Origin of the sequence: Streptomyces sp. NPDC048338 (genome assembly GCF_043201055.1) — a bacterium.
Classification (GTDB): Bacteria; Actinomycetota; Actinomycetes; order Streptomycetales; family Streptomycetaceae; genus Streptomyces.
Window position 1 is genome coordinate 171,489 of the sequence record NZ_JBICYQ010000008.1, and the last position, 24,302, is coordinate 195,790.

A 24,302-nucleotide genomic window follows, 5' to 3' on the forward strand; every position below is an offset into this window, starting at 1 on the left:
TCGCGATGAGCGTACCTTGCACCTCCGGCGGGCCCGAGGGCCTGGTCCGCCGCGCGCGGGTCGTGTCCCGGAAGGTCCCGGTCCGCCGGTTCGGGCCTGGTCAGCGGCGCTCGGACTTGGCGCTGCGCGACATCAGTTCCTTGAGGGCGACGATGGGCGGCTTGCCCTCGTGGACGATGGAGACGACCGTCTCGGTGATCGGCATGTCGACCCCGTGGCGGCGGGCCAGATCGAGCACGGACTCGCAGGACTTGACGCCCTCGGCGGTCTGCTTGGTCGCGGCGATGGTCTCCTGGAGCGTCATGCCGCGGCCCAGGTTGGTGCCGAAGGTGTGGTTCCGGGACAGCGGCGAGGAGCAGGTGGCGACCAGGTCGCCGAGGCCCGCGAGGCCGGAGAAGGTGAGCGGGTCGGCGCCCATGGAGAGACCGAGGCGGGTGGTCTCGGCGAGGCCGCGGGTGATGAGGGTGGCCTTGGAGTTGTCGCCGAGGCCCATCCCGTCGGCGATGCCGACGGCGAGCCCGATGACGTTCTTGACCGCTCCGCCCAGTTCGCAGCCGACGACGTCGGTGTTGGTGTAGGGGCGGAAGTAGGGGGTCATGCAGGCGCTCTGGAGGCGTTGGGCCACGCTCTCGTCGCTGCACGCGACGACGGCGGCGGCGGGCTGGCGCGCCGCGATCTCCTTGGCCAGGTTGGGCCCGGTGAGGACGGCGACGCGGTCGGAGGGGACCTTCGCGACCTCCTCGACGACCTCGCTCATGCGCTTGGCGGTGCCGAGTTCGACGCCCTTCATCAGGGAGACGAGGACGGTGCCGGGGGCCAGCAGGGGCGCCCACTCGGTGAGGTTGCGGCGCAGGGTCTGCGAGGGGACGACGAGGACGGTGAAGTCGGCGTCGCGGGCGGCCTCGGCGGGGTCGGTGGTGGCCCGGACGTTCTCCGGGAGGACCACGCCGGGCAGGTAGTCCGGGTTGGTGCGGGTGGTGTTGACCGCCTCGGCGAGTTCGGGCCGGCGGCCCCACAGGGTCACCTCGCAGCCGGCGTCGGCGAGCACCATCCCGAAGGCGGTCCCCCACGATCCCGTGCCGAAGACTGCTGCCTTGGTCACTTCATCCCTTCCCCTGCGGCCTTGCGCCGCTGTTCCATCCGGGCCTTGCGGTGGTCGTACGGCTCGCCGGGCGCCTTCTCCCCGCGGACGTCCTCCAGGAGCGCGGTGATCGCGGCCATGATGACCTCGGTCGCCTCGCGCAGCACCTCGGGCGTCGCCTCCAGGTCGTGGAAGCGGGAGAGGTCGACGGGCGGGCCGGCCTGCACGATCAGCGTCTTGCGCGGGAACAGGCGGAACTTGTTCTCCTTGGCGTACGGCGGCATGGCGAGGTTGGCGCCCCACTGGGCGACCGGGATGACGGGGGCCCTGGTGAGCAGCGCGACGCGGGCGGCGCCGGTCTTGCCGGCCATGGGCCACATCTCGGGGTCGCGGGTGAGGGTGCCCTCGGGGTAGAACGCGACGCACTCGCCGCGCTCGATGGCGTCGACGGCGGCCCGGAAGGCGTCCAGCGCGTTGGTGGTCTCGCGGTAGACCGGGATCTGTCCCGTGCCGCGCAGCATCGTGCCGACGAACGAGCCTTTGAAGAGGCCGGCCTTGGCGAGGAATCGCGGGACCCGTCCGGTGTTGTACTGGTAATGCGCGTACGACAGCGGGTCCAGGTACGAGTTGTGGTTGACGGCGGTGATGAATCCGCCGTCCGCCGGAATGTGTTCCGTTCCGCGCCAGTCCCGCTTGAAGAGAACCACCAGCGGCGGTTTAGCGATGACCGCCGCCAGGCGGTACCAGAAGCCGATTCTGCGGCGGGACACTCGGACACCTTCCTCTGGGACTGGGTTTGCAGGGGGTCAAGTGTCGCCCCATGCCCCTGGTCTGTCGAGGACACCGTACGCCTCGGGTTCCCGGTCCCGCCGGGCGCCGGGCCAGCCGCCCGTCGGCCGGCCGCACCGGGCGCCGGGTCACAATGGCCCCGATGAACACCGATCCGGATGGCGGCTGGTCCCTGGTCGTCCCCCTGAAGCCCCTTGTGCGGGCGAAGAGCAGGCTCGCGGCCGCCGCCGGGGAACGGTTGCGTCCACGGCTGGCGCTGGCGTTCGCGCAGGACACCGTGGCCGCGGCGCTGGAGAGTCCCGGCGTGCGGGATGTGGCGGTCGTCACGGACGATCACGCCGCCGGGCTCGCGTTGGCGGCGCTCGGGGCGCGGATCGTGCCCGACGTGCCGGCCGCGGGGCTCAACGCGGCGCTGGCGCACGGGGTGCGGGCGGTGCGCCGGTCGCGCCCGGGGGCCCGGGTCGCGGCGCTGAACGCGGACCTGCCCGCGCTGCGGCCGGCGGAGCTCGGCCGGGTCCTGGCGGTGGCCGGAGAATTCCCGCGGGCATTTCTCGCGGATGCGGCCGAAATCGGTACGACATTCCTCTCGGCGGGCTCCGGAGTAGAATTGGCACCTGCTTTCGGAGGGCCTTCACGCCGGCGGCATTTGTCGTCAGGGGCCGTGGAAATCCGGCTCGCGGGGGTCGATTCCGTGCGCCGGGACGTGGACACCGGCGAGGATCTGGCGGCGGCGCTCGCGCTGGGTGTCGGTCCGCGGACGGCCGCCCGCTGGGAACGCGCGGCCGGATAGGCTGCTGTCCATGCAGGCGACCGCGTTCACGTACGACCCCGAGACCCGCAGCGGCAGTGTGCTGCTCGACGACGGCACCCCCGTGGAGTTCGGGACCGAGGCCTTCGACGCGGGCGGACTGCGTCTGCTGCGGCCGGGGCAGCGGGTGCGCATCGAGACGGAGCCCGCGGGCGATTCCGGGCCGCGCATCACGCTGATCACGCTGCAGACCCTCTGAACCGTCGGCGGAATACCGGCGGAATTCGGCCATCCGGGGAGAGTCCGGCGTTCCGGACCGCCGCCGGGGCGATCGGCGCGTTCGGTACGGTCCGTCGGGGGGCGGGGTAGGTACCCGACGACCGCGCGCGTCTCAGGAACGCGCCGCGGGCCGGGCTCCCCGCGAGGGAGTCCGGCCCGGCGTGTGAGTGGCCCTTGGCCCTGGTGCCGCTTACAGATGCGTTACTTCTTGGCGGCGGTCTTCTTGGCGACGGTCTTGCGCGCCGTGGTCTTCTTGGCGGGCGCCTTCTTCGCCGTGGCCTTCTTCGCCGGCGCGGTCTTCTTGGCGACGGTCTTCTTGGCCGTGGCCGTGGTCTTCTTCGCGGGGGCGGCCTTCTTGGCCGCGGCCGTGGTCTTCTTCGCCGTCGTGGTCTTCTTGACGGCCACCTTCTTCGCGGCCGTGGTCTTCTTGACCGCGGTCTTCTTGGCGGGGGCCGCCTTCCTGGCGGCGGCCTTCTTCGCGGTGGTGGCCTTCTTCGCGGCGGCCTTCTTCACGGTCGCGGAAGCGCCGCCGGTGAGGCTGCCCTTGGGCGCCTTCTTGACGGAGACCTCGCCACCCTTGGGCAGCTTCTTCGAGCCGCTGACCAGGTCCTTGAAGCCCTGACCCGCACGGAAGCGCGGAACAGAGGTCTTCTTGACCCGCACCCGCTCACCCGTCTGCGGGTTGCGCGCGTACCGGGCCGGACGGTCGACCTTCTCGAACGAACCGAAGCCGGTGACCGAGACCCGGTCCCCGCCGACCACGGCACGCACGATCGCGTCCAGCACCGCGTCGACAGCGTCCGCGGCCTGCTGACGGCCGCCGAGCTTGTCGGCAATCGCTTCTACGAGCTGCGCCTTGTTCACGTCTTCCCCTTCGGAGACATTGCCAGAACGAAAGTGTTCAAGCTTTTTCGCACGTTAGGCATGTATATACCGCAAATCAAACACGAAACGGGCTAATCACCCTAGTGCCGCAACGCAGAAGTCCCGTTGCGGAGTTCCTGGTGTCAGTCGTCTTCAGGGAATCGGCCCTCGTCGAGGTCCTTCATCAACCGGTCCAGACGCGTTGCCGCGTCCGCGAGATCGTGCTTCGCCGCCGCCGTCACGACCAGCAGCTTCCGGGACAGCGCCATCCTTACGCCCTCCGGGACTTGCAGTGAGCGCACTCTTGTGTGCGCTTCCTTCAATCGGGCGGCGACTGCCTCGTAGAGCTCGAGTTGGCTGTCGCGTTCCATGCACCGATTGTGCCATCTAGGGCGAGTTGTCGCCCGACGGGGTCTCAACAAGCGACTGCGCCCCCCACCGGACGGTGGGGGGCGCAGTCGTGGAAAAGCGCTGCTCAGGCGGTAATTGTACGGGGCTTGAAGGCCGGCCGTGCCGCCTCGTAGGCCGCGATGTCCGCTTCGTTCTGAAGGGTGAGGCTGATGTCGTCCAGCCCGTTCAGCAGCCGCCAGCGGGCGTTCTCGTCGAGCTCGAAGTCGGCGTCGATCCCGGCCGCGAGGACCTTCCGCTGCTCCAGGTCGACGGTGATCTCGGCGGTGGGGTCGGCCTCGGTCAGCTCCCAGAGCGCGTCCACGACCTTCTGGTCCAGGACCACGGTCAGGAGCCCGTTCTTCAGCGAGTTGCCGCGGAAGATGTCGGCGAACCGGGAGGAGACGACGGTCTTGAAGCCGTAGTTCTGCAGCGCCCAGACGGCGTGCTCACGGGAGGAGCCGGTGCCGAAGTCGGGGCCGGCCACCAGGACCGAGGCGCCCTGCCGCTCGGGGCGGTTGAGCACGAACTCGGGGTCCTTGCGCCAGGCCTCGAACAGGCCGTCCTCGAAGCCGTCGCGGGTGACCTTCTTCAGCCAGTGCGCGGGGATGATCTGGTCGGTGTCGACGTTGCTGCGGCGCAGCGGGACGGCCCGGCCGGTGTGGGTGGTGAAAGCTTCCATGGTTCCTCAGACCCCCGCGGGCGTAGCGACGTCGGACAGATCGGCCGGGGAGGCCAGGTGGCCCAGTACGGCGGTGGCGGCGGCGACCTGGGGCGAGACCAGGTGGGTCCGGCCGCCCTTGCCCTGCCGGCCCTCGAAGTTGCGGTTGGAGGTGGACGCGGAGCGCTCACCGGGTGCCAGCTGGTCGGGGTTCATGCCCAGGCACATCGAGCAGCCCGCGTGCCGCCATTCGGCGCCGGACTCCTTGAAGACCTTGTCCAGGCCCTCCTCGACGGCCTGCAGGGCGACCCGGACCGAGCCCGGGACGACCAGCATGCGGACGCCGTCGGCGACCTTGCGGCCGCGCAGCAGGTCGGCGGCGTTGCGCAGGTCCTCGATGCGGCCGTTGGTGCAGGAGCCTACGAAGACGGTGTCGACCCGGATGTCGCGCAGCGGCTGCCCGGCGGTCAACCCCATGTACTCCAGGGCCTTTTCGGCGGCCAGGCGCTCCGAAGCGTCTTCGTACGAAGCCGGGTCGGGGACGTGCGCGGAAAGCGGCGCGCCCTGGCCCGGGTTGGTGCCCCAGGTGACGAACGGCGCCAGGGAGGCGGCGTCGATGACGACCTCGGCGTCGAAGACCGCGTCCTCGTCGGACTCCAGGGTCTTCCAGTACGCGACGGCGGCGTCCCAGTCCTCGCCCTCGGGGGCGTGGGCGCGGCCCTTCAGGTAGGCGAAGGTGGTCTCGTCGGGGGCGATCATGCCCGCGCGGGCGCCGGCCTCGATCGACATGTTGCAGATGGTCATCCGGGCTTCCATCGAGAGCTTCTCGATGGCGGAGCCGCGGTACTCCAGGATGTAGCCCTGGCCGCCGCCGGTGCCGATCTTCGCGATGATCGCCAGGATCAGGTCCTTGGCCGTGACGTCGTCGGGCAGCTCGCCGTCGACGGTGATGGCCATCGTCTTGGGGCGGGCCAGCGGCAGCGTCTGGGTGGCCAGCACGTGCTCGACCTGGCTGGTGCCGATGCCGAACGCCAGCGCGCCGAAGGCGCCGTGGGTGGAGGTGTGGGAGTCTCCGCAGACCACGGTCGTGCCGGGCTGGGTCAGGCCCAGCTGCGGGCCGACGACGTGGACGACACCCTGCTCGACGTCGCCCAGCGGGTGCAGCCGTACGCCGAACTCGGCGCAGTTCTTCCGCAGGGTCTCCAACTGCGCGCGGGAGACGGGGTCGGCGATCGGCTTGTCGATGTCGAGGGTCGGGGTGTTGTGGTCCTCGGTGGCGATGGTGAGGTCGAGGCGCCGCACCGGGCGGCCGTTCTGACGCAGGCCGTCGAACGCCTGGGGGCTGGTCACCTCGTGCAGCAGGTGCAGATCGATGAAGAGGAGGTCGGGCTCGCCCTCGGCGCGCCGGACGACATGGTCGTCCCAGACCTTCTCCGCGAGTGTCCTACCCATCGCTTTCCCTCCGGCCGGCGTGGTGTGCCGGCACTTCTAGAGACATGTGGGCCCACGTCCGTACCCCACGCGCCGGACGCCGGCAGCGGACCCGATTGGTCCGCGGGCCGCACGTACAGGTTCGCAAGTTCCCAGGAAAATTGAACTTGCGTTTCACAGAGTGAGACGCGAATATCGTTGCATGGACAACTCTAGCGGCGTAGGCGTTCTCGACAAGGCAGCCCTTGTCCTGAGCGCCCTGGAGTCCGGTCCGGCCACCCTCGCAGGTCTGGTCGCGGCGACGGGACTCGCACGACCCACGGCACATCGACTCGCCGTGGCACTGGAACACCACCGGATGGTGGCGCGCGACATGCAGGGCCGGTTCATCCTCGGACCGCGCCTGGCGGAGCTCGCCGCCGCGGCCGGTGAGGACCGTCTGCTCGCCACGGCGGGCCCGGTGCTGACGCACCTGCGCGACGTCACCGGCGAGAGCGCCCAGCTCTACCGCCGCCAGGGCGACATGCGCATCTGCGTGGCGGCTGCCGAGCGCCTCTCGGGCCTGCGGGACACCGTGCCGGTCGGCTCGACGCTGACCATGAAGGCCGGCTCCTCCGCGCAGATCCTGATGGCCTGGGAGGAGCCCGAGCGGCTCCACCGCGGTCTTCAGGGTGCCCGGTTCACGGCGACGGCCCTGTCGGGCGTACGGCGCCGCGGCTGGGCCCAGTCGATCGGCGAGCGGGAGCCGGGCGTCGCGTCCGTCTCCGCGCCCGTGCGCGGTCCCTCGAACCGCGTCGTGGCCGCCGTGTCGGTCTCCGGCCCGATCGAGCGCCTGACCCGCCACCCGGGCCGTATGCACGCCCAGGCGGTCATCGACGCCGCCGCCCGCCTCTCCGAGGCGCTCCGCCGCACCGGCTGATCCTCCGCTCCTCCGTCCGATCCGGCCCACCGCTCCAACGCCGCAGCGGTGGGCCGGAGTTGTGTGTGTGCCGTGGCCGGACGACGAAGAAGCCCTCCCCCGAAGGGAAGGGCTTCTCTCGTGGTACCCCCGACCGGATTCGAACCGGCGCTACCGCCTTGAGAGGGCGGCGTGCTAGGCCGCTACACAACGGGGGCCTTGCGGATCAGATCCGCGTTTGCAGATGAGCTCTGCAGAGCTGGCCTACCAGGACTCGAACCTAGAATGACGGTACCAGAAACCGTAGTGTTGCCAATTACACCATAGGCCATGGTGGGTTGAACCAGTACCCCCGACCGGATTCGAACCGGCGCTACCGCCTTGAGAGGGCGGCGTGCTAGGCCGCTACACAACGGGGGCCCTAGCGATCCCATCCGGCACCGGAGTGCCGGATGATGTCACCACATGATCACCGGGTGCGACCCTGGTGATCCGCAGGATGGATCTGTACCCCCGACCGGATTCGAACCGGCGCTACTGCCGTGAGAGGGCAGCGTGCTAGGCCGCTACACAACGGGGGCTTTGCGGATCAGGATCCGCGTTTTGCAGATGAGCTCTGCGAGCTGGCCTACCAGGACTCGAACCTAGACTAACGGAACCAGAAACCGTCGTGCTGCCAATTACACCATAGGCCACCAAAACTCAATCCCTTGCGGGGATCTTGTTCGGGTTGTGCTCCGTGGGTTTCGGCCTTTCGGCTTGCTCCCCTCGGCGCAGGAAGAACATTACCCGAAGGTGTCCGGCGCTCCAAAACGGGTATCCCCGCCCAGCAGCGGAGGGAGCTGGTGGAGGTCGGTGATGCGGGTCAGCTCCGGCCGCCCGCCGGTCCCCGCACGGTCCAGCCAGATGCCCAGGAGGCCGGCCTCGACGGCTCCGCGCGCGTCGATGTCGGGCTGGTCGCCGACGTACGCGACCTCCTGCGGCGGCAGGCCCAGGGCGGCGCAGGCGGCGTGGAAGGCCTCGGCGGCCGGCTTGGCGAATCCGAGTTCGGCGGCGCACACGACGACCTCGAACCGGTCGCGCACGCCGAGGACGCGCAGTTTGCGCTCCTGGTTGTGGATGCTCGAGTTCGACAGGACGGCGTGACGGTAGTCACCCGCCAGCAGGTCCAGGACGGGCACGGAGTCGGGGAAGAGCTCCCACGCGGCCTCGTAGTGCGCGAGATAGCGCCCGAACCAGGCGTCGGCCTCGGCCGCGCCCAGGTCCTCCCGCCCCAGGAAGTCGCGCACGCGCTCGCGCCGCTGCTCCTGGAAGTCGACGCCGCCGGCCTCGAAGCGCCGCCAGTGGACGACCGTGAGCTCCTGCCACCGGCGGAGGGCCTCGGCGACGGAGCCGAACCCTCCGGACCGCTCCCCGGGCGCCCCGCCGGCGTCCGCGGCCCGGTCACCGGCCGAACTCCCTGACAGGTCCCCGGAAGGGCCCAGGGCGAGGCCCTCGGCCGCGAGATGGTCGCGCATGCCCGCGAGGTCGGCGCGGGCGTAGTCGAAGAGGGTGTCGTCGATGTCCCACAGGACGGCGCGAATGACCATGGACCCACGGTACGTGAGCCTCGACACATCGACGGCTGTCAGGAGTCGCCGCAGCGGTGTGCGGGCGCGGGCTCCGCGCACGGCCGCACCGCTCCCGCGACGACGACGAGGCCCGGACCCCTGGCGGGGTCCGGGCCTCGGTGTGCATCGCCCTAGGCGGCGAGCTTCGCCAGGGCCGCGTCGATGCGGGCCAGGGTCTTCTCCTGGCCCAGGATCTCCAGGGACTCGAAGAGCGGCAGGCCGACCGTGCGGCCGGTGACGGCGACGCGGACCGGGGCCTGCGCCTTGCCGAGCTTCAGGCTGTGCTCCTCGCCGGCGACCAGGACGGCGTTCTTGAGCGACTCCGGGTCGCTCCAGTCCGCGGCCAGGAGCTTCTCGCGCGCGGTGGTGAGCAGCGCGGCCGGCTCGCCCTTCATCGCCTTGTCCCAGGAGGGCTGGTCGAAGACGGGCTCGGGCAGGAAGAGGAAGTCGACGTTGGCCGTGATGTCCGAGAGGACGGTGACCCGCGTCTGGGCGTAGGGGGCGATGGCCTCCCACGCCGCGCGGTCGAAGTCCTCGGGAGCCCACGCGGCGTGCGGGGCCTGCAGCCACGGCTCGCAGGCCGCGGTGAACGCCTTCTCGTCCAGCATGCGGATGTGGTCGGCGTTGATCGACTCGGCCTTCTTGAGGTCGAAGCGCGCCGGGTTGGCGTTCACGTCGGCGATGTCGAACTTCGCCACCATCTGGTCGATGGTGAAGAGGTCCTGGTCGGCCGAGAAGGACCAGCCGAGCAGGGAGAGGTAGTTCAGCAGGCCCTCGGGGAGGAAGCCGCGCTCCCGGTAGAGGTTGAGGGAGGCCTGCGGGTCGCGCTTGGAGAGCTTCTTGTTGCCCTCGCCCATCACGTACGGGAGGTGACCGAAGGCCGGGATCTCCTTGGCGACGCCCAGCTCGATCAGCGCCTTGTAGAGCGCGATCTGGCGCGGGGTGGAGGACAGCAGGTCCTCGCCGCGCAGCACGTGGGTGATCTCCATGAGCGCGTCGTCGACCGGGTTGACCAGGGTGTACAGCGGGGCGCCGTTGGCGCGCACGATGCCGTAGTCCGGGACGTTGTCCGGGGTGAAGGTGAGCTCGCCGCGGACCAGGTCGTGGAAGGTGATCGGCTCGTCCGGCATCTTGAAGCGGACGATGGACTCGCGGCCCTCGGCGCGGTAGCGCTCGATGCGCTCGGCGCTCAGGTTGCGGCACGTGCCGTCGTAGCCCGAGGGCTTGCCGGCCAGGCGGGCCGCGTCGCGACGGGCTTCCAGCTCCACGGCGGTGCAGAAGCAGTGGTAGGCGTACCCGCCGTCGAGCAGCTTCTCCGCGACGTCCCGGTAGATGTCCATCCGCTGCGACTGGCGGTACGGGGCGTGCGGGCCGCCGACCTCGTCCGGTCCCTCGTCCCAGGTGAAACCGAGCCAGCGCAGCGAGTCGAGCAGCTGCTGGTACGACTCCTCGGAGTCCCGCGCCGCGTCGGTGTCCTCGATGCGGAAGACGAACGTGCCGCCGTGGTGGCGGGCGAACGCCCAGTTGAAGAGGGCGGTGCGGACCAGGCCCACGTGGGGGTTGCCGGTCGGGGAGGGACAGAAACGTACGCGGACGTTCGCGTTAGCCACGCTTGATCACCCTGTTGGTGAGAGTGCCGATGCCTTCGATGGTGACGGCGACCTCGTCGCCGACGTTGAGGGGGCCGACCCCGGCCGGAGTGCCGGTGAGGATGACGTCGCCGGGAAGGAGCGTCATGGCCTCGGTGATGTGGACGACCAGGTCCTCGACGGAGCGGATCATGTCGCTCGTGCGGCCGAGCTGGCGCTGTTCGCCGTTGACCGTGGCCTGGATGGTGAGGTCGCCCGGGTCGAGCTCGGTCTCGACCCAGGGCCCGAGCGGGCAGCTGGTGTCGAAGCCCTTGGCCCGGGCCCACTGCTTCTCGCGCCGCTGGGCGTCGCGGGCGGTGACGTCGTTGGCACAGGTGTAGCCGAAGACGACGTCCTTGACGCGCTCGCGCGGCACCTCGCGGCACATGCGGCCGATGACCACGGCCAGTTCGGCCTCGTGGTGCAGCTCGTTCGAGAAGGAGGGGTACTCGATGGCGTCGCCGGGGCCGATCACGGAGGTGGTCGGCTTGAAGAAGGCGACCGGGACGTCCGGGACCTCGTTGCCGAGTTCGGCGGCGTGCTCGGCGTAGTTGCGGCCGATGGCCACGACCTTGTTGGGGAGCACGGGAGGCAGGAGCCGTACCTTGCTCAGCGGGACCTTGGTGCCGCTGAGCTCGAAGTCCGTGTACGGGATGCCCTTGATGATGTCGAGGACCAGGCCGCCGGAGTCGACGGTTCCCTCGCCCTCGACGGCGCCGAAGGCGACATTGCCGTCGATGGAGAATCTGGCGATGCGCACGAGTGCTGTCGCCCCTCACTTGCTACTGGCTGGAGTCTGACGCTCCAGGCTAACGCGGCGAGGGGCGCCGCCACCGCCTCTTAAAGGGCGGGCTGCGGCGTCGCGGGGGCGGTCATGAGGACCGTGCGACGCGGGTTGGCGGTCTGCGTGGGAAGGTCGGCCGCGTGCTCCGGCTGGGCACCCAGGTCGAGGCGGGCGGCGTCCTCGAGGTGGGCGAGCGTCGTACGGCGGGGGTTGGCCGTGGAGCGGAGCACCATCGTCGTCTTCATCACGGGTGGGAGACCTCTACAGAGTGGGGGCACTTGTAAAACGTCAGGCTAAGCATGCGGCTCCCTTCGAATGCATGGGGAAGGCACCCGTCCGTGTGTGAGTTTGCTCACGGCCTGACGGACAAGCCGGACATTACAGGCGACGTCCGAGTGTCAAACAAACGGACATTACGCCACTGAATGCTCCATTCCGCTCCTGATCATCGCGACTGGGACACTAGGGCCACGTGGGCCTTTGGGAGTGATACGCCCGATTCCTCCGTGATCATCTTCTACATGGGGTGACGCGATGTTCACGGGTTGTTATACCTCTCGTGGCCCGACACCCAGCCCTTGTTGGAGATCCGGCACTGTGCTGGAATTCCACGCACCGTCGCGGGCTTCAAGCCGGCGCGCAGGGGGCGCAACGCAGCGCCGGGTGAGCGGCGGGAAGGGGGATCTGCGCCGGTCACCGACGACCACCATGGGGTGCATTCCGCACCCCGAGACGCCGACACCGTCCGCTCCGTTCACCCGGAAGGACGCCTGGTCCAGAGGTTGCGACGCTAGTGCAGGGACGTTTCAAGAGGGATGGCAGCGCTGCGGCCGAGCAGGAGCCGCGCGCCGGAACCGACCGCGGTTCCTCGGCCCCGCACACCCAGACCCCTGGGCAGGGCACGGCCGGCGAGGGCGGTGACGCTTCCAAGCGGGGTGGTTCCACCGGCGCGGCCGCGCCGCCACCGATCAAGACCGAGGTCGACTCCGGCCCCCGAATAGCGCTGCGGAACTGGCGCATCTCGACGCGCCTGGTGGCGCTGCTGACCCTGCCCGTGGTCGCGGCCACCAGCCTCGGCGGCATCCGCATCAGCGAGTCGCTCCAGGACATGGAGCAGCTGGAGCACATGCAGCTGCTGACCAAGATGACCAAGGAGGCCACGGACCTCGCGAAGGCCCTCCAGGTCGAGCGCGACAACTCCGCGGGTCCCCTGTCCAACGGCCGTTCGCCGAACGACTACCAGGTCGCCCAGCCGCGCACCGCCACCGACCGGGCCCAGAAGGAGTTCCTGGCCGCCACCGAGGGCATCGGTGACACCGAGGGCGACGAGGCCCTGCAGGGCATCCGCCAGAGCGTCAGCCAGATCACCGCGCAGATCGTCAAGATCAAGGCGATCCGGGGAGAGGCCTACACCCAGGCCTCGCACTCGGTGACGGTCGAGGCGTACAGCCGGCTCATCCGGTCCCTCCTCAGCCTGTCCCAGGACATGGCCCAGGCGACCAGCAACCCGGAGATGATCAAGCGCACCCGTGCGCTCGCCGCCTTCTCCTCCGCCAAGGAGTACGCCTCCATCCAGCAGGCGATCATCGCCGCCGGTCTCCCCTCCGGTGACGACAAGCGCGGCAAGCTGGAACCGGGCGACCGTCTCTACGGTGAGGCCGCCCGCGAGAGCGAGGACGTCGAGCTCAAGACCTTCGCGACGATCTACGAGTCGGCCGGCGGCGACGCCAACGAGCTGATCGCACCGCTGACCACCGGCAACCCCTCCATCGAGGCCGCCGACGAGTACACGGGCCGTGTCCTGAGGAGCTCCACCGGCCTCGACAACATCACCGCCCGCGGTCACCTGAACTTCACCGACGAGTACGGCACGAAGATCACCGCGATGAACACCATCGAGGCCACCCTCCTCGGTGAGATGGAGAGCAAGGCCCGCGAGCTGCGCTCCGAGTCGCAGCGCGAAGCGATCATCAACGGTGCGCTGATCCTCCTCGTGCTCGGCGTCTCCCTCGTCGGCGCCTTCGTCGTGGCCCGGTCCATGATCCGGTCGCTGCGCCGGCTCCAGGACACCGCCACGAAGGTCGCCCAGGAACGCCTGCCCGAGCTCGTCAAGCAGCTCTCCGAGACCGACCCGCAGGACGTCGACACCTCCGTCGAGTCCGTCGGTGTGCACTCCCGGGACGAGATCGGCCAGGTGGCCGCGGCCTTCGACGACGTGCACCGCGAGGCCGTCCGTCTCGCCGCCGAGCAGGCGCTGCTGCGAGGCAACGTCAACGCGATGTTCACCAACCTCTCGCGCCGTTCGCAGGGCCTCATCCAGCGTCAGCTCTCGCTCATCTCCGAGCTGGAGTCCCGCGAGGCCGACCCGGACCAGCTGTCCTCGCTGTTCAAGCTCGACCACCTCGCCACCCGCATGCGCCGTAACGGTGAGAACCTCCTCGTCCTCGCCGGTGAGGAGCCCGGCCGTCGCTGGACCCGTCCGGTCCCGCTGGTCGACGTCCTGCGTGCCGCCGCGTCCGAGGTGGAGCAGTACGAGCGCATCGAACTCGCCGCCGTCCCGGCGACCGAGGTCGCCGGCCGCGTCGTCAACGACCTCGTGCACCTCCTCGCCGAGCTGCTCGAGAACGCCACGTCGTTCTCCTCGCCGCAGACGAAGGTCCGGGTCACCGGTCACGCCCTGCCCGACGGCCGGGTGCTCGTCGAGATCCACGACACCGGCATCGGCCTCTCACCCGAGGACCTCGCCGCGATCAACGAGCGGCTCGCGTCGCCGCCCACCGTGGACGTCTCGGTCTCGCGCCGCATGGGTCTGTTCGTGGTCGGCCGCCTGTCCCTGCGACACGGCATCCGCATCCAGCTGCGTCCGTCGGACTCCGGCGGCACCACCGCGCTCGTCATGCTCCCCGTCGACGTCGCCCAGGGCGGCAAGAAGCCGGCCCCCAAGCAGGGTGCCGGCGGCCAGGGCGCGATGCCGCAGGGCAACTCCGCCCCCGGCGGCCGGCTCGCCGGCGGCCCGGGTGCGTCCGGTGGTCCCGGCGGCGGTCGTCCGGGGCTCGGCGGTGCGCCGTCCTCCGCGGCCGGCCGGCTCGGCGCCGCGTCGGGTGCCCCGCGCGGCCAGGTCGGCGCGGGCAACGGTCCGCGTGCCGCGCTCCCCGGCCAGAACGGTCCCCAGGGGCCGGGTCAGGGTCAGGGCAACCAGGGTCCGCAGACCGCGCAGCTCCCGCAGGTCCCCCAGGAGCCGCAGCGTCCGGGCATGGGCGGTGCGGGCGGGTTCGCCGGCGGCGCTCAGCGCGCCATCCCGTCCCGTACGGACGTCTGGGGCAACCAGAGCCAGAACCAGCAGGCCCCGCAGGCCCCCCAGCCGCAGCAGGCGCAGCACGCCCCGCAGCAGCAGGGGCAGCAGGGTGCCCACCCCAACCAGGGTGGCTACCCGCGTCCCGAGCTCCCCGGCAACCAGCAGCAGCGGCCGCAGTCCACCAGCTGGGGCAACGACCAGGCTCAGCCGGTCCGCCGTCCGCAGCAGGAGATGTCTCCGCTCGACGCGCCGCGTGGGCACGAGGAGCCGGACACCACGGGTCAGTACGCCCGTCCCGGAGCCCCGCAGGGCCCGGGCTCCACGGGTCAGTTCCCGCGGCCGGACTTCAACCAGCAGCAGGCCCCGCAGGGGTACCAGCCCGCACCGCAGGACCCGGCGTCCACCGCGCAGTTCCCGCGGCCGGACTTCAACCAGCAGCAGGGCTACCAGCAGCAGGCCCCGCAGCAGCCGGCTCCGCGTCAGCGTGGCGGCGGCGACTACGGTGCGCCGCGCCCCGCCGGCAACCTGCCCCAGCAGCCCCAGCAGCCGCAGCCCCGGCTCCAGCAGCCGCGTCAGCCCGAGGCCCTGCCTCCGGCGAGCGGTTCCGGCGACGGTCGTACCCCGCTGTACGACACGCTGGAGACCAACTGGTTCCACGGGCAGGCGCAGGGTCAGGCCCCGGGTCAGCCGGACGACGGCCGGACGCCGGACGCCGAGCGGACGACGCAGAGCCCGGCCGTGCCGCAGCAGCCGGCGCAGCGCCGTCCCGCCGCCCCCCAGGGCGCCGGCGACACGGGTCAGCAGGCCGCCGCATGGCGGACCTCCCCCAATGACGAGCTGGTGCGCCAGGCCGAGCGGGTGCGCAAGCCCGCGGCCGGCGGTGTCACCACCTCCGGGCTCCCGCGGCGGGTGCCGCGCGCCAACCTCGTACCCGGGACCGCCCAGGAGCAGGCCCACACGGCCGGCCCCCAGGTCTCGCGTGCACCCGACGACGTCCGTGGCCGGCTCACCAACCTGCGCCGCGGCATCCAGCAGGGCCGCCAGGCGGGCAACTCCACCACGGGCAGCTTCCACCTCGGCCCCACCCACCAGCAGGAGCGTTAGTTGAGCGCGATGAGCCAGGCGGCGCAGAATCTGAACTGGTTGATCACCAACTTCGTGGACAACACCCCAGGGGTGTCGCACACGGTGGTGGTCTCCGCCGACGGTCTGCTGCTGGCCATGTCCGAAGGATTCCCCCGCGATCGAGCCGACCAGCTGGCTGCGGTCGCGTCCGGACTGACCTCGCTGACCGCGGGCGCGTCCCGGATCTTCGAGGGCGGTTCGGTCGCCCAGACGGTCGTGGAGATGGAACGCGGGTTCCTCTTCCTCATGTCCGTCTCCGACGGTTCCTCCCTGGCCGTGCTCTCCCACCCGGAGTGCGACATCGGCCTCGTGGGCTACGAGATGACCCTGCTGGTCGACCGGGCCGGCAGTGTCCTCACCCCGGACCTCCGCGCCGAGCTCCAGGGAAGCCTGCTCCACTAGACACACACAAAACGGCAAGGCGGTGCGCCCCTCCGTACCGCCTTGTCCCACACCCCGTCCGGCCGCCCCCATCCGGCCCCCCACCGGCCCCATCAGACGGCAGACCTCTTGCTGTCACGCCCGGAGGATTCATGACCCCGCCCCCCGCCTCTCACGATCCGTACGGCGCCTCACTCGACGAGTCGTACGGACATGAAGGCGACCAGCCGCTGGTACGTCCTTACGCGATGACCGGCGGCCGGACCCGGCCGCGGTACCAACTCGCCATCGAAGCGCTGGTCAGCACCACCGCCGACCCGGCGCACCTCGCCACGCTGCTTCCCGAGCACCAGCGGATCTGCCACCTGTGCCGCGAGGTCAAGTCGGTGGCGGAGGTGTCGGCCCTGCTGTCGATGCCGCTGGGGGTGGCCCGGATCCTCGTCGCCGACCTGGCGGAAGCGGGCATGGTGGCGATTCACCAGCCGGGCAACGGAGAGGCCGGCGGCACGCCGGATGTGACACTGCTGGAAAGGGTGCTCAGTGGACTTCGCAAGCTCTAGCGGGGGTGCCGGCTCTCCGAGCCGGTCGACCACCAGCGCGAAGATCGTGGTGGCGGGTGGCTTCGGCGTGGGCAAGACCACGTTCGTCGGCGCCGTCTCGGAGATCAACCCGCTGCGTACCGAGGCGGTGATGACCTCGGCGTCGGCCGGGATCGACGACCTCACGCACACCGGCGGCAAGACGACGACGACCGTCGCCATGGACTTCGGCCGCATCACCCTGGACCAGGACCTGATCCTGTACCTGTTCGGTACGCCCGGTCAGGACCGCTTCTGGTTCATGTGGGACGACCTCGTGCGCGGCGCCATCGGCGCCGTCGTCCTGGTCGACACCCGCCGCCTCGCCGACTGCTTCCCGGCCGTCGACTACTTCGAGAACTCCGGCCTGCCGTTCGTCATCGCCCTCAACGGCTTCGACGGACACCAGCCCTACCAGCCCGAGGAAGTCCGCGAGGCCCTGCAGATCGGCCCCGACACCCCGATCATCGTCACCGACGCACGCCACCGCGCGGACGCCAAGAGCGCCCTCATCACGCTGGTGGAGCATGCGCTGATGGCACGACTCAAGTAGGCGGACGTCTACGGCAGTTGTCGTAGGCCCCTGCTGGGGGCGGCCTGTGTCCTTTGACACGGTCCGCCCCCGCCCTTCATAACGTTTCGAATGAGAATTGGGCGGCCCCGGACACCCGACGCATCCGCGCGGTGCCACTGCGCTCACATGAGCCCCGCCATTTGGCGGGGCTCGCTCTTTATGCCCGATTTATCTGCGGCCTGGACCACTGAAAACCGTCCCTTCCGGCTGTTTGGTAGGGACACCGTTCACGTGCTGCAATTCATGAACTCCCGAGTAGTACGGCCCTGAACGAAACACCGGCACAACGTAGGTGCCGACGCCGAGAGGTTGTTGGTCGAGTGAGGCGAAGCAAGGAAGGCTCCGCGGAGCAGCAGGCGCGAGGCAACTTCACGCCGGCACGCACGGCGGCGCCGCCCGTCGAGGTACCCGCGACGCCCCAGGCCGCGAGCGGCACGGGCAGTTCGAGCAAGTTGTCCCCGCGTAACTGGCGGGTGCCCACGAAGCTGAACGCGATCCTCCTCATACCCGTGCTGGTCGGCCTCATCATGGGCGGCTTCCAGGTGAAGGGGTCGATCGACACCTGGCAGGAGGCGCAGAACGCCGAGAAGACGGCGCTCATCGTGCGCGCCGCCTCGGAGTACGGCCAGGCCCTCCTCAACGAGCGTGACCTGACCGCAGCGCCCCTGCTGACGGCCAGGACGGCCGAGGACCGGCAGAGCGACGCCGTCGCGCAGGCCTACGCCGCCACCGACGAGGCGAAGGTCAAGTTCGACGAGGCCGTCAAGAACATGCCCGAGGGCGAGGGCATGGAGCGCCGCCTGGGCCTCTTCCGCACGGCGGAGCCCAAGCTGAAGGAGCTGCGCAAGGTCGCGTACTCCAAGTCGCTCGACCCGGTGCTCACCCAGACCCGGTACACCGACGTCCAGCACTACCTGATGGAGTTCTCCAACGAGCTCGGTCTGGGCACCGGCAACATCACCAGCTACGGCCGGACGGTCTACGCCGTCCAGCTCGCCAAGGCGGCCGAGTCGCTCCAGCGCTCGATCGGCATGCAGCTCCTGGTGCGGCCCAGCGAGGACCCCAAGATCTTCGCCGCGCAGTCGGTGGCGTTCAACTCGTACAACTACCTGGAGCAGATCGCTCTCGGCGAGTACCAGTCCGGCGGCACCCAGGCCGACGTCGACCGCCTCAAGCAGGTCATGACGCAGAAGGCCACCGAGGGCGCCAAGCGGCTCACCGAGGCGCAGCTCAGCCCGCCGGTGAAGGGCGACCCGCCGTCGGTCTACGCGGGCCTGACGGACGCGATCGGCTCGGCCAAGGACGCCGACGCGATCAAGGACCTGCGCAGGGAGGACGTCACTCCCGAGACCTGGATGGGTGCGGCCACGGCGAAGTTCGACGGCTACACCGAGGTCGAGAAGGAGCTCGTCGACAAGGCCGTGACCGAGGCCGCCGAGATCTCCGACGACGCCAAGACGGACGCGTTCGTCAACGGTGGCATCGTCGTCATCGCGCTCCTCGCCGCGTTCATCGTGGCCGGCATCATGGCCCGCCAGATGAGCCGCTCGATGCAGCAGCTGCGCACCGCCGCCTTCGGCATCGCCGAGCAGCGTCTGCCGATGCTGGTCGACCAGCTGTCGCGTACCGAGCCCGGCCGCGTCGACACCCGGGTCCAGCCCATCCCCATCGACACCCAGGACGAGATCGGCGAAGTCGCCCGCGCCTTCGACCAGGTCCACCGCGAGGCCGTCCGGCTCGCCGCCGAGCAGGCCATGCTCCGGGGCAACGTCAACGCGATCTTCACCAACCTGTCGCGGCGCAACCAGTCGCTGATCGAGGGCCAGCTGACCCTGATCACCGACCTGGAGAACAACGAGGCCGACCCGGACCAGCTGGAGAACCTCTTCCGTCTGGACCACCTGGCCACCCGTATGCGCCGCAACGGCGAGAACCTCCTGGTCCTCGCCGGCGAGGAGCCCGGCCGCCGCTGGGACCAGCCGGTCCCGCTGGTCGACGTCATGCGCGCCGCCTCCTCCGAGGTGGAGCAGTACGAGCGCATCGAGCTCGCCGGTGTCCCGGAGGCCGAGATCCACGGCCAGGCCGTGACCGACCTCGTGCACCTGCTCGCCGAGCTCCTGGAGAACGCCACCACGTTCTCCTCCCCGCAGACCAAGGTCCGCGTGACCGCGACCCGGCTGCCCGACGGCCGCGTCATGGTCGAGATCCACGACAAGGGCATCGGTCTCACGGCCGAGGACTTCGCGGACATCAACCACAAGCTGGCCAACCCGCCGACCGTGGACGCCGCCGTCTCGCAGCGCATGGGCCTGTTCGTGGTCGGCCGACTCGCCGACCGGCACGGCATCCGGGTCCAGCTCCGCCCCTCGGGCGAGCAGGCGGGCACGACCTCGCTGGTCATGCTCCCGGACGCGATCACCCACGGTGGTGGCGGCGAGTCGCTGCCCGAGAACGACTTCACGGTCTCGCAGATCATCCCGCAGCAGGGCCAGAACGCCTTCGACCCCGGCCCGCAGCAGCCGATGCGGACCGCGGCGGAGCTCGGCTTCGACGACTCCCGCTACGAACAGCCGGGCGAGGAGCGCCAGCTCGACCCGGTGAACCGCTCGCTCCAGCGCGAGGAGCGCCGGGCGGCCCTGGAGGCCCAGGCACAGGGTGGCGAGCGCCCGCTGTTCCGGGACGAGCTCGACCCGTCGCAGCAGGGCTACGTACAGCAGGAGCACGAGCAGGGCTACGCTCCCGAGCAGGAGTACGTACAGGAGTACGCATCCGACTTCGGTCGCGCTCCCGAGCACGCCGGGTACGACGGCGGGCCGGCCCAGGACGGTGGCTACGGCCAGTCCCCGCAGGGCTACGACGGGTACGGCCAGCCTTCCGGCGGCTACCCCGAGCCCACCTATGCGGAAGCCGCGTACCAGGGCCAGGACCAGGGCCAGGCGCAGTACGGCAACTCCTACGACCCGCAGGCCCAGCAGGGCGAGTGGGCTGGTCAGGGTGCGTACCAGGGTGAGTACGGTCAGCAGTACGGAGCAGAAACGGAATCTGCTCCGAGCGCTCCCGAACAGGCTCCTGAGCGCGTAGGCTTCGAGCGTCCGGGTTCGACCCCGAACCCCACCCCGGATGCCGCGCACGCGCTGACCGACGCCGGTCTGCCGCGCCGTGGCGGCAACGCCGCCCAGGTGCCCCAGGCCGCGCAGCAGCAGCCGCCCGCACGGGCGGCTCAGCAGAACGAAGCCGCCGGTTCCGACGACTGGCGCTCGGCCAACGACGAGCGCTGGGAGCGGGCCGAGAAGCTCCGCGAGCCGAAGGCGGGCGGGGTCACCCCCTCCGGTCTTCCTCGACGGGTCCCCAAGGCCAATCTGGTCGAGGGAACGGCGGAGCAGACCCCGCAGGGCGGCCCACAGGTCTCCCGCGCCCCCGAGGACGTGCGGGGCAGGTTGAGCAACCTGCGCCGTGGCGTTCAGCAGGGACGCAGCGCGGGAACGGACACGAACGGATCGGGCCTCGGCCCGGGCAGTACCTACAACCAGGAGCGTTAGTGTGAGCATGAGCCAGGCGGCGCAGAATCTGAACTGGTTGATCACCAACTTCGTGGACAACACCCCCGGGGTGTCCCACACTGTGGTGGTCTCCGCCGACGGACTCCTGCTGGCGATGTCCGAGGGCTTCCCCCGGGACCGAGCCGACCAGCTGGCGGCCGTCGCCTCCGGACTGACCTCGCTGACCGCGGGCGCGTCCCGGATCTTCGAGGGCGGTGCGGTCAACCAGACCGTCGTGGAGATGGAGCGCGGCTTCCTCTTCATCATGTCGATCTCGGACGGCTCCTCGCTGGCCGTGCTCTCGCACCCGGAGGCGGACATCGGCCTCGTGGGCTACGAGATGGCGTTGCTGGTGGACCGCGCGGGCAGTGTTCTGACACCTGACCTCCGTGCGGAGCTTCAGGGAAGTCTTCTCAACTAACAGACAGACAGTGCGTTTCGCGCCACCGCACCGTAAGGTGCGGTGGCGCGGTTCCACAGGGACATGGACCGCGAGGCAGTCGGAGGAGGAGACGTGGGAACACCCCCGGGCGGAAGTCCGTTCAATGGTTTTGGTGGTCAGCAGCCGCACGGTGATGCCGGACAGAACCACTTCAACTTTCCTTCCGCGCCCAGCAGACAGGGTGTACAGCAGCCCTATCAGCAGCCCCAGGCCCAGCCGTCGCCCGTGGGCGCGCCCCGCGCCTCCCGCGGTGCGGGCGGTTCGGGTACGCACAACCCGCTGGTTCGTCCCTACGCGATGACCGGCGGCCGTACCCGGCCGCGCTACCAGCTCGCCATCGAGGCGCTGGTCAGTACGACGGCCGATCCGGCCCGGTTGCAGGGGCAGTTGCCCGAGCACCAGCGGATCTGCCGACTGTGCTTCGAGATCAAGTCGGTCGCCGAGATCTCGGCACTTCTCTCCATTCCCCTCGGCGTTGCCCGGATCCTCGTCGCCGACCTGGCGGAGGCCGGACTTGTCGCCATCCACCAGCCCGGCGGCGACGAAGCCGCCGGCGGTCAGCCAGACGTGACACTGCTCGAAAGGGTGCTCAGTGGACTTCGCAAGCTCTAGCGGCGGCGCGGCCCGTTCAACCACCAGCGCGAAGATCGTGGTGGCGGGTGGCTTCGGCGTGGGCAAGACCACGTTCGTCGGCGCCGTCTCGGAGATCAACCCGCTGCGTACCGAGGCCGTGATGACGTCTGCGTCCGCGGGCATCGACGACCTCACGCACACCGGCGACAAGACGACGACGACCGTCGCCATGGACTTCGGCCGCATCACCCTGGACCAGGACCTGATCCTGTACCTGTTCGGTACGCCCGGTCAGGACCGCTTCTGGTTCATGTGGGACGACCTCGTGCGCGGCGCCATCGGCGCCGTCGTCCTGGTCGACACCCGCCGCCTCGCCGACTGCTTCCCGGCCGTCGACTACTTCGAGAACTCCGGCCTGCCGTTCGTCATCGCCCTCAACGGCTTCGACGGACACCAGCCCTACCAGCCCGAGGAAGTCCGCGAGGCCCTGCAGATCGGCCCCGACACCCCGATCATCACCACCGACGCACGCCACCGCGCGGACGCCAAGAGCGCCCTCATCACGCTGGTGGAGCACGCCCTGATGGCACGTCTGCGGTAACCGTCCCCCCGGGTTCCGCGAGAGGCCCCCGCAGCCGTCCGGCTGCGGGGGCCTTCGCGTGTCCCGGCCGGTCGGTGCCGGCGGGCGCGTCCGGTGCGGGACGGGCCGTGGCGGCGGGGCGCCGCGGCGGATGTCCGGCATGCCGAAGGCCCCCGTCTCCCGGAGAGGGAGGCGGGGGCCTTCGGGTCTGCGCTGTCTCTGCGCTGTCAGCCCTGCCAGGAGTGGGAGGGGCGGAAGCCCGACTGGCGCTCCAGGCGGCGCCAGCCGGCCGTGGAGGGGGCGTCGGAGGACGTCTCGGCGGGCTGGGAGGCCGCCCGGGCGAGCAGGACCGCGGTGATCGCGGCGAGCTCCTCGGGGTCGGCGTGGCCCTTCTCGACGCGGAGAAGGTTGGCAGGCGTGGTCACGTCAGTGGCTCCTCTTACTGAGGCGGGTTGCCGTGCTTGCGGGACGGCAGGTCGGCGTGCTTGGTGCGGAGCATGGCGAGAGACCTGATCAGGACCTCACGCGTCTCGGCGGGGTCGAGGACGTCGTCGACCAGACCGCGCTCCGCGGCGTAGTACGGGTGCATCAGCTCGGCCTTGTACTCCTTGACCATGCGGGCCCGCATGGCCTCGGAGTCCTCGGCCTCGGCGATCTGCTTGCGGAAGATGACGTTGGCGGCACCTTCGGCGCCCATCACCGCGATTTCGTTGGTGGGCCAGGCGTACGTCAGGTCGGCGCCGATGGACTGGGAGTCCATCACGATGTATGCGCCGCCGTACGCCTTGCGCAGGATCAGCGAGATCCGGGGCACGGTCGCGTTGCAGTACGCGTACAGCAGCTTCGCGCCGTGGCGGATGATTCCACCGTGCTCCTGGTCGACGCCCGGGAGGAAGCCGGGGACGTCCAGAAGAGTGATGATCGGGATGTTGAAGGCATCGCACATCTGGACGAAGCGAGCGGCCTTCTCGGAGGCCTCGATGTCCAGGACGCCGGCCAGCGACTGGGGCTGGTTGGCGACGATGCCGACGACCTGGCCGTCCAGCCGGGCCAGGGCGCAGATGATGTTGCGGGCCCAGCGCTCGTGGATCTCCAGGTAGTCGCCCTCGTCGACGAGCTCCTCGATGACCTTGTGCATGTCGTACGGACGGTTGCCGTCGGCGGGCACCAGGTCGAGCAGGACGTCCCCGCGGCGGTCCGCAGGGTCCTCCGAGGCGACGGTCGGCGGGTTCTCGCGGTTGTTCTGCGGCAGCATCGACAGGAGGTAGCGCACCTCGGCGATGCAGGTCTCCTCGTCGTCGTACGCGAAGTGCGCGACGCCGCTGGTCTCGGCGTGCACGTCCGCGCCGCCCAGGCCGTTCTGGGTGATCTCCTCACCGGTGACCGCCTTGACGACGTCCGGTCCGGTGATGAACATCTGCGAGGTCTCGCGGACCATGAACACGAAGTCCGTGAGGGCCGGGCTGTAGGCGGCGCCGCCGGCGCACGGGCCGAGCATGACCGAGATCTGCGGGATGACGCCCGAGGCGCGGGTGTTGCGCTGGAAGATGCCGCCGTAGCCGGCGAGCGCCGAGACGCCCTCCTGGATACGGGCGCCGGCGCCGTCGTTCAGCGAGACGAGCGGGGCGCCGGCCGCGATGGCCATGTCCATGATCTTGTGGATCTTGGTGGCGTGGGCCTCGCCCAGCGCGCCGCCGAAGATCCGGAAGTCGTGCGCGTAGACGAAGACCGTGCGGCCCTCGACCGTGCCCCAGCCGGTGATGACACCGTCGGTGTACGGCTTGCGGGCCTCCAGGCCGAAGCCCGTGGCGCGGTGCCGGCGCAGCTGCTCGACCTCGCTGAAGGAACCAGGGTCGAGCAGCAGCTCGATGCGCTCGCGAGCGGTCAGCTTGCCCTTGGCGTGCTGGGCCTCGGTCGCCCGGTCGCTCGGTCCGCGACGCGCCTCCTCACGGAGGGCGTGCAGCTCGGCAACACGGCCACGGGCGTCGGTCGGCTCGCTCGGGATCTGGTCCACAACGGTCATGTACCGACCCTACGAAGCCGACCAAGGAAATC

Annotated in this window: 23 protein-coding genes and 5 tRNA genes; 11 read left to right on the forward strand and 17 right to left on the reverse strand. The window is 70.2% G+C overall.

Annotated features, from left to right (window positions below):
• Positions 1 to 100: 100 nt before the first annotated feature.
• Together ACGFZF_RS20085 and ACGFZF_RS20090 are read right to left on the reverse strand one after the other, a co-directional pair.
• Entirely contained in the window at positions 101 to 1,102 is a 1,002-nt protein-coding gene (locus ACGFZF_RS20085) for an NAD(P)H-dependent glycerol-3-phosphate dehydrogenase (RefSeq protein WP_393555862.1), read from the reverse strand.
• The gene (locus ACGFZF_RS20090; protein WP_393555864.1) at positions 1,099 to 1,851 is read right to left on the reverse strand and encodes a lysophospholipid acyltransferase family protein; all 753 of its coding nucleotides are present in this window, start codon (positions 1,849 to 1,851) and stop codon (positions 1,099 to 1,101) included. The genes ACGFZF_RS20085 and ACGFZF_RS20090 overlap by 4 nt, the downstream gene beginning before the upstream one ends.
• A 161-nt stretch (positions 1,852 to 2,012) precedes the next feature.
• Between ACGFZF_RS20090 and cofC the strand changes: the two genes are divergently transcribed.
• A complete protein-coding gene (cofC, locus tag ACGFZF_RS20095; RefSeq protein ID WP_361312035.1) occupies positions 2,013 to 2,660 on the forward strand; it encodes a 2-phospho-L-lactate guanylyltransferase in 648 nt (215 codons plus the stop codon).
• A gap of 10 nt (positions 2,661 to 2,670) precedes the next feature.
• Complete coding sequence (locus tag ACGFZF_RS20100) at positions 2,671 to 2,877, forward strand: hypothetical protein (protein WP_393555866.1); 207 nt, start codon at positions 2,671 to 2,673, stop codon at positions 2,875 to 2,877.
• A 221-nt stretch (positions 2,878 to 3,098) separates the two neighbouring features.
• Here the strand turns inward: ACGFZF_RS20100 and ACGFZF_RS20105 are convergent, their stop codons facing one another.
• From ACGFZF_RS20105 to leuC, 4 genes are all read right to left on the reverse strand, one after another.
• Positions 3,099 to 3,761, reverse strand: coding sequence for an HU family DNA-binding protein (locus ACGFZF_RS20105; RefSeq protein ID WP_393555868.1), 663 nt, complete (start codon positions 3,759 to 3,761; stop codon positions 3,099 to 3,101).
• Positions 3,762 to 3,904: 143 nt separating this feature from the next.
• Entirely contained in the window at positions 3,905 to 4,132 is a 228-nt protein-coding gene (locus ACGFZF_RS20110) for a hypothetical protein (protein WP_147979841.1), read from the reverse strand.
• Positions 4,133 to 4,236: 104 nt separating this feature from the next.
• Positions 4,237 to 4,830: a 3-isopropylmalate dehydratase small subunit gene (gene leuD / locus ACGFZF_RS20115; RefSeq protein WP_393555871.1), complete on the reverse strand. Its 594-nt coding sequence runs from the start codon at positions 4,828 to 4,830 to the stop codon at positions 4,237 to 4,239.
• Positions 4,831 to 4,836: 6 nt separating this feature from the next.
• The gene (gene leuC / locus ACGFZF_RS20120; protein ID WP_393555873.1) at positions 4,837 to 6,261 is read right to left on the reverse strand and encodes a 3-isopropylmalate dehydratase large subunit; all 1,425 of its coding nucleotides are present in this window, start codon (positions 6,259 to 6,261) and stop codon (positions 4,837 to 4,839) included.
• 181 nt (positions 6,262 to 6,442) lie between these two features.
• Here leuC and ndgR point away from each other — a divergent pair, with 181 nt between their 5' ends.
• Positions 6,443 to 7,159 (forward strand): IclR family transcriptional regulator NdgR, encoded by a 717-nt coding sequence (ndgR, locus tag ACGFZF_RS20125; protein WP_015036427.1) that lies wholly within the window; start codon positions 6,443 to 6,445, stop codon positions 7,157 to 7,159.
• A gap of 121 nt (positions 7,160 to 7,280) precedes the next feature.
• Here ndgR and ACGFZF_RS20130 read toward each other — a convergent pair.
• From ACGFZF_RS20130 to ACGFZF_RS20170, 9 genes are all read right to left on the reverse strand, one after another.
• A tRNA-Glu gene (locus ACGFZF_RS20130) sits at positions 7,281 to 7,356 on the reverse strand.
• Between the two features lie 41 nt (positions 7,357 to 7,397).
• Positions 7,398 to 7,469, reverse strand: a tRNA-Gln gene (locus ACGFZF_RS20135).
• Positions 7,470 to 7,485: 16 nt separating this feature from the next.
• Positions 7,486 to 7,558, reverse strand: a tRNA-Glu gene (locus ACGFZF_RS20140).
• A gap of 88 nt (positions 7,559 to 7,646) precedes the next feature.
• Positions 7,647 to 7,719: transfer RNA gene (locus ACGFZF_RS20145), tRNA-Glu, on the reverse strand.
• A 42-nt stretch (positions 7,720 to 7,761) separates the two neighbouring features.
• A tRNA-Gln gene (locus ACGFZF_RS20150) sits at positions 7,762 to 7,833 on the reverse strand.
• 90 nt (positions 7,834 to 7,923) lie between these two features.
• Entirely contained in the window at positions 7,924 to 8,727 is an 804-nt protein-coding gene (locus tag ACGFZF_RS20155; protein ID WP_393555875.1) for an HAD family hydrolase, read from the reverse strand.
• A 152-nt stretch (positions 8,728 to 8,879) separates the two neighbouring features.
• Positions 8,880 to 10,358 carry a glutamate--tRNA ligase gene (gltX, locus tag ACGFZF_RS20160; RefSeq protein ID WP_393555877.1) on the reverse strand — a complete coding sequence of 493 codons (1,479 nt, stop codon included), beginning with the start codon at positions 10,356 to 10,358 and terminating at the stop codon, positions 8,880 to 8,882.
• Complete coding sequence (locus ACGFZF_RS20165; RefSeq protein ID WP_393555879.1) at positions 10,351 to 11,136, reverse strand: fumarylacetoacetate hydrolase family protein; 786 nt, start codon at positions 11,134 to 11,136, stop codon at positions 10,351 to 10,353. Before ACGFZF_RS20165 ends, gltX begins: the two co-directional genes overlap by 8 nt.
• 80 nt (positions 11,137 to 11,216) lie before the next feature.
• Complete coding sequence (locus ACGFZF_RS20170) at positions 11,217 to 11,405, reverse strand: hypothetical protein (RefSeq protein WP_393555881.1); 189 nt, start codon at positions 11,403 to 11,405, stop codon at positions 11,217 to 11,219.
• Between the two features lie 548 nt (positions 11,406 to 11,953).
• Between ACGFZF_RS20170 and ACGFZF_RS20175 the strand changes: the two genes are divergently transcribed.
• The 8 genes from ACGFZF_RS20175 (at position 11,954) to ACGFZF_RS20210 (ending at position 22,268) form a co-directional block, all read left to right on the forward strand.
• Positions 11,954 to 15,559, forward strand: a complete 3,606-nt coding sequence (locus tag ACGFZF_RS20175) for a nitrate- and nitrite sensing domain-containing protein (RefSeq protein ID WP_393555883.1) — start codon at positions 11,954 to 11,956, stop codon at positions 15,557 to 15,559.
• Positions 15,560 to 15,568: 9 nt separating this feature from the next.
• Positions 15,569 to 15,982 carry a roadblock/LC7 domain-containing protein gene (locus ACGFZF_RS20180; protein WP_147980025.1) on the forward strand — a complete coding sequence of 138 codons (414 nt, stop codon included), beginning with the start codon at positions 15,569 to 15,571 and terminating at the stop codon, positions 15,980 to 15,982.
• Positions 15,983 to 16,113: 131 nt separating this feature from the next.
• A complete protein-coding gene (locus tag ACGFZF_RS20185) occupies positions 16,114 to 16,521 on the forward strand; it encodes a DUF742 domain-containing protein (protein WP_147979834.1) in 408 nt (135 codons plus the stop codon).
• Positions 16,502 to 17,092: an ATP/GTP-binding protein gene (locus ACGFZF_RS20190; protein ID WP_147979833.1), complete on the forward strand. Its 591-nt coding sequence runs from the start codon at positions 16,502 to 16,504 to the stop codon at positions 17,090 to 17,092. The genes ACGFZF_RS20185 and ACGFZF_RS20190 overlap by 20 nt, the downstream gene beginning before the upstream one ends.
• 341 nt (positions 17,093 to 17,433) lie before the next feature.
• Entirely contained in the window at positions 17,434 to 20,652 is a 3,219-nt protein-coding gene (locus ACGFZF_RS20195; RefSeq protein ID WP_393555885.1) for a nitrate- and nitrite sensing domain-containing protein, read from the forward strand.
• Between the two features lie 7 nt (positions 20,653 to 20,659).
• Positions 20,660 to 21,073, forward strand: a complete 414-nt coding sequence (locus ACGFZF_RS20200; protein ID WP_147980024.1) for a roadblock/LC7 domain-containing protein — start codon at positions 20,660 to 20,662, stop codon at positions 21,071 to 21,073.
• A gap of 93 nt (positions 21,074 to 21,166) precedes the next feature.
• The gene (locus tag ACGFZF_RS20205) at positions 21,167 to 21,706 is read left to right on the forward strand and encodes a DUF742 domain-containing protein (RefSeq protein WP_393555887.1); all 540 of its coding nucleotides are present in this window, start codon (positions 21,167 to 21,169) and stop codon (positions 21,704 to 21,706) included.
• Positions 21,687 to 22,268, forward strand: coding sequence for an ATP/GTP-binding protein (locus ACGFZF_RS20210; protein WP_017235983.1), 582 nt, complete (start codon positions 21,687 to 21,689; stop codon positions 22,266 to 22,268). The genes ACGFZF_RS20205 and ACGFZF_RS20210 overlap by 20 nt, the downstream gene beginning before the upstream one ends.
• A gap of 206 nt (positions 22,269 to 22,474) precedes the next feature.
• Here ACGFZF_RS20210 and ACGFZF_RS20215 read toward each other — a convergent pair whose 3' ends face one another.
• Together ACGFZF_RS20215 and ACGFZF_RS20220 are read right to left on the reverse strand one after the other, a co-directional pair.
• Positions 22,475 to 22,672: an acyl-CoA carboxylase subunit epsilon gene (locus ACGFZF_RS20215; protein WP_393555889.1), complete on the reverse strand. Its 198-nt coding sequence runs from the start codon at positions 22,670 to 22,672 to the stop codon at positions 22,475 to 22,477.
• A gap of 14 nt (positions 22,673 to 22,686) precedes the next feature.
• Complete coding sequence (locus tag ACGFZF_RS20220; protein WP_393555891.1) at positions 22,687 to 24,270, reverse strand: acyl-CoA carboxylase subunit beta; 1,584 nt, start codon at positions 24,268 to 24,270, stop codon at positions 22,687 to 22,689.
• Positions 24,271 to 24,302 lie beyond the last annotated feature (32 nt).

Coding starts and splice junctions, on each gene's coding strand:
- ndgR (WP_015036427.1), top strand. CDS start 6,443: ATGGACAACTCTAGCGGCGTAGGCGTTCTCGACAAGGCAGCCCTTGTC.
- leuD (WP_393555871.1), bottom strand. CDS start 4,830: ATGGAAGCTTTCACCACCCACACCGGCCGGGCCGTCCCGCTGCGCCGC.
- ACGFZF_RS20185 (WP_147979834.1), top strand. CDS start 16,114: ATGACCCCGCCCCCCGCCTCTCACGATCCGTACGGCGCCTCACTCGAC.
- ACGFZF_RS20200 (WP_147980024.1), top strand. CDS start 20,660: ATGAGCCAGGCGGCGCAGAATCTGAACTGGTTGATCACCAACTTCGTG.
- cofC (WP_361312035.1), top strand. CDS start 2,013: ATGAACACCGATCCGGATGGCGGCTGGTCCCTGGTCGTCCCCCTGAAG.
- ACGFZF_RS20155 (WP_393555875.1), bottom strand. CDS start 8,727: ATGGTCATTCGCGCCGTCCTGTGGGACATCGACGACACCCTCTTCGAC.
- ACGFZF_RS20170 (WP_393555881.1), bottom strand. CDS start 11,405: ATGAAGACGACGATGGTGCTCCGCTCCACGGCCAACCCCCGCCGTACG.
- ACGFZF_RS20100 (WP_393555866.1), top strand. CDS start 2,671: ATGCAGGCGACCGCGTTCACGTACGACCCCGAGACCCGCAGCGGCAGT.
- leuC (WP_393555873.1), bottom strand. CDS start 6,261: ATGGGTAGGACACTCGCGGAGAAGGTCTGGGACGACCATGTCGTCCGG.
- ACGFZF_RS20180 (WP_147980025.1), top strand. CDS start 15,569: ATGAGCCAGGCGGCGCAGAATCTGAACTGGTTGATCACCAACTTCGTG.
- ACGFZF_RS20110 (WP_147979841.1), bottom strand. CDS start 4,132: ATGGAACGCGACAGCCAACTCGAGCTCTACGAGGCAGTCGCCGCCCGA.
- ACGFZF_RS20220 (WP_393555891.1), bottom strand. CDS start 24,270: ATGACCGTTGTGGACCAGATCCCGAGCGAGCCGACCGACGCCCGTGGC.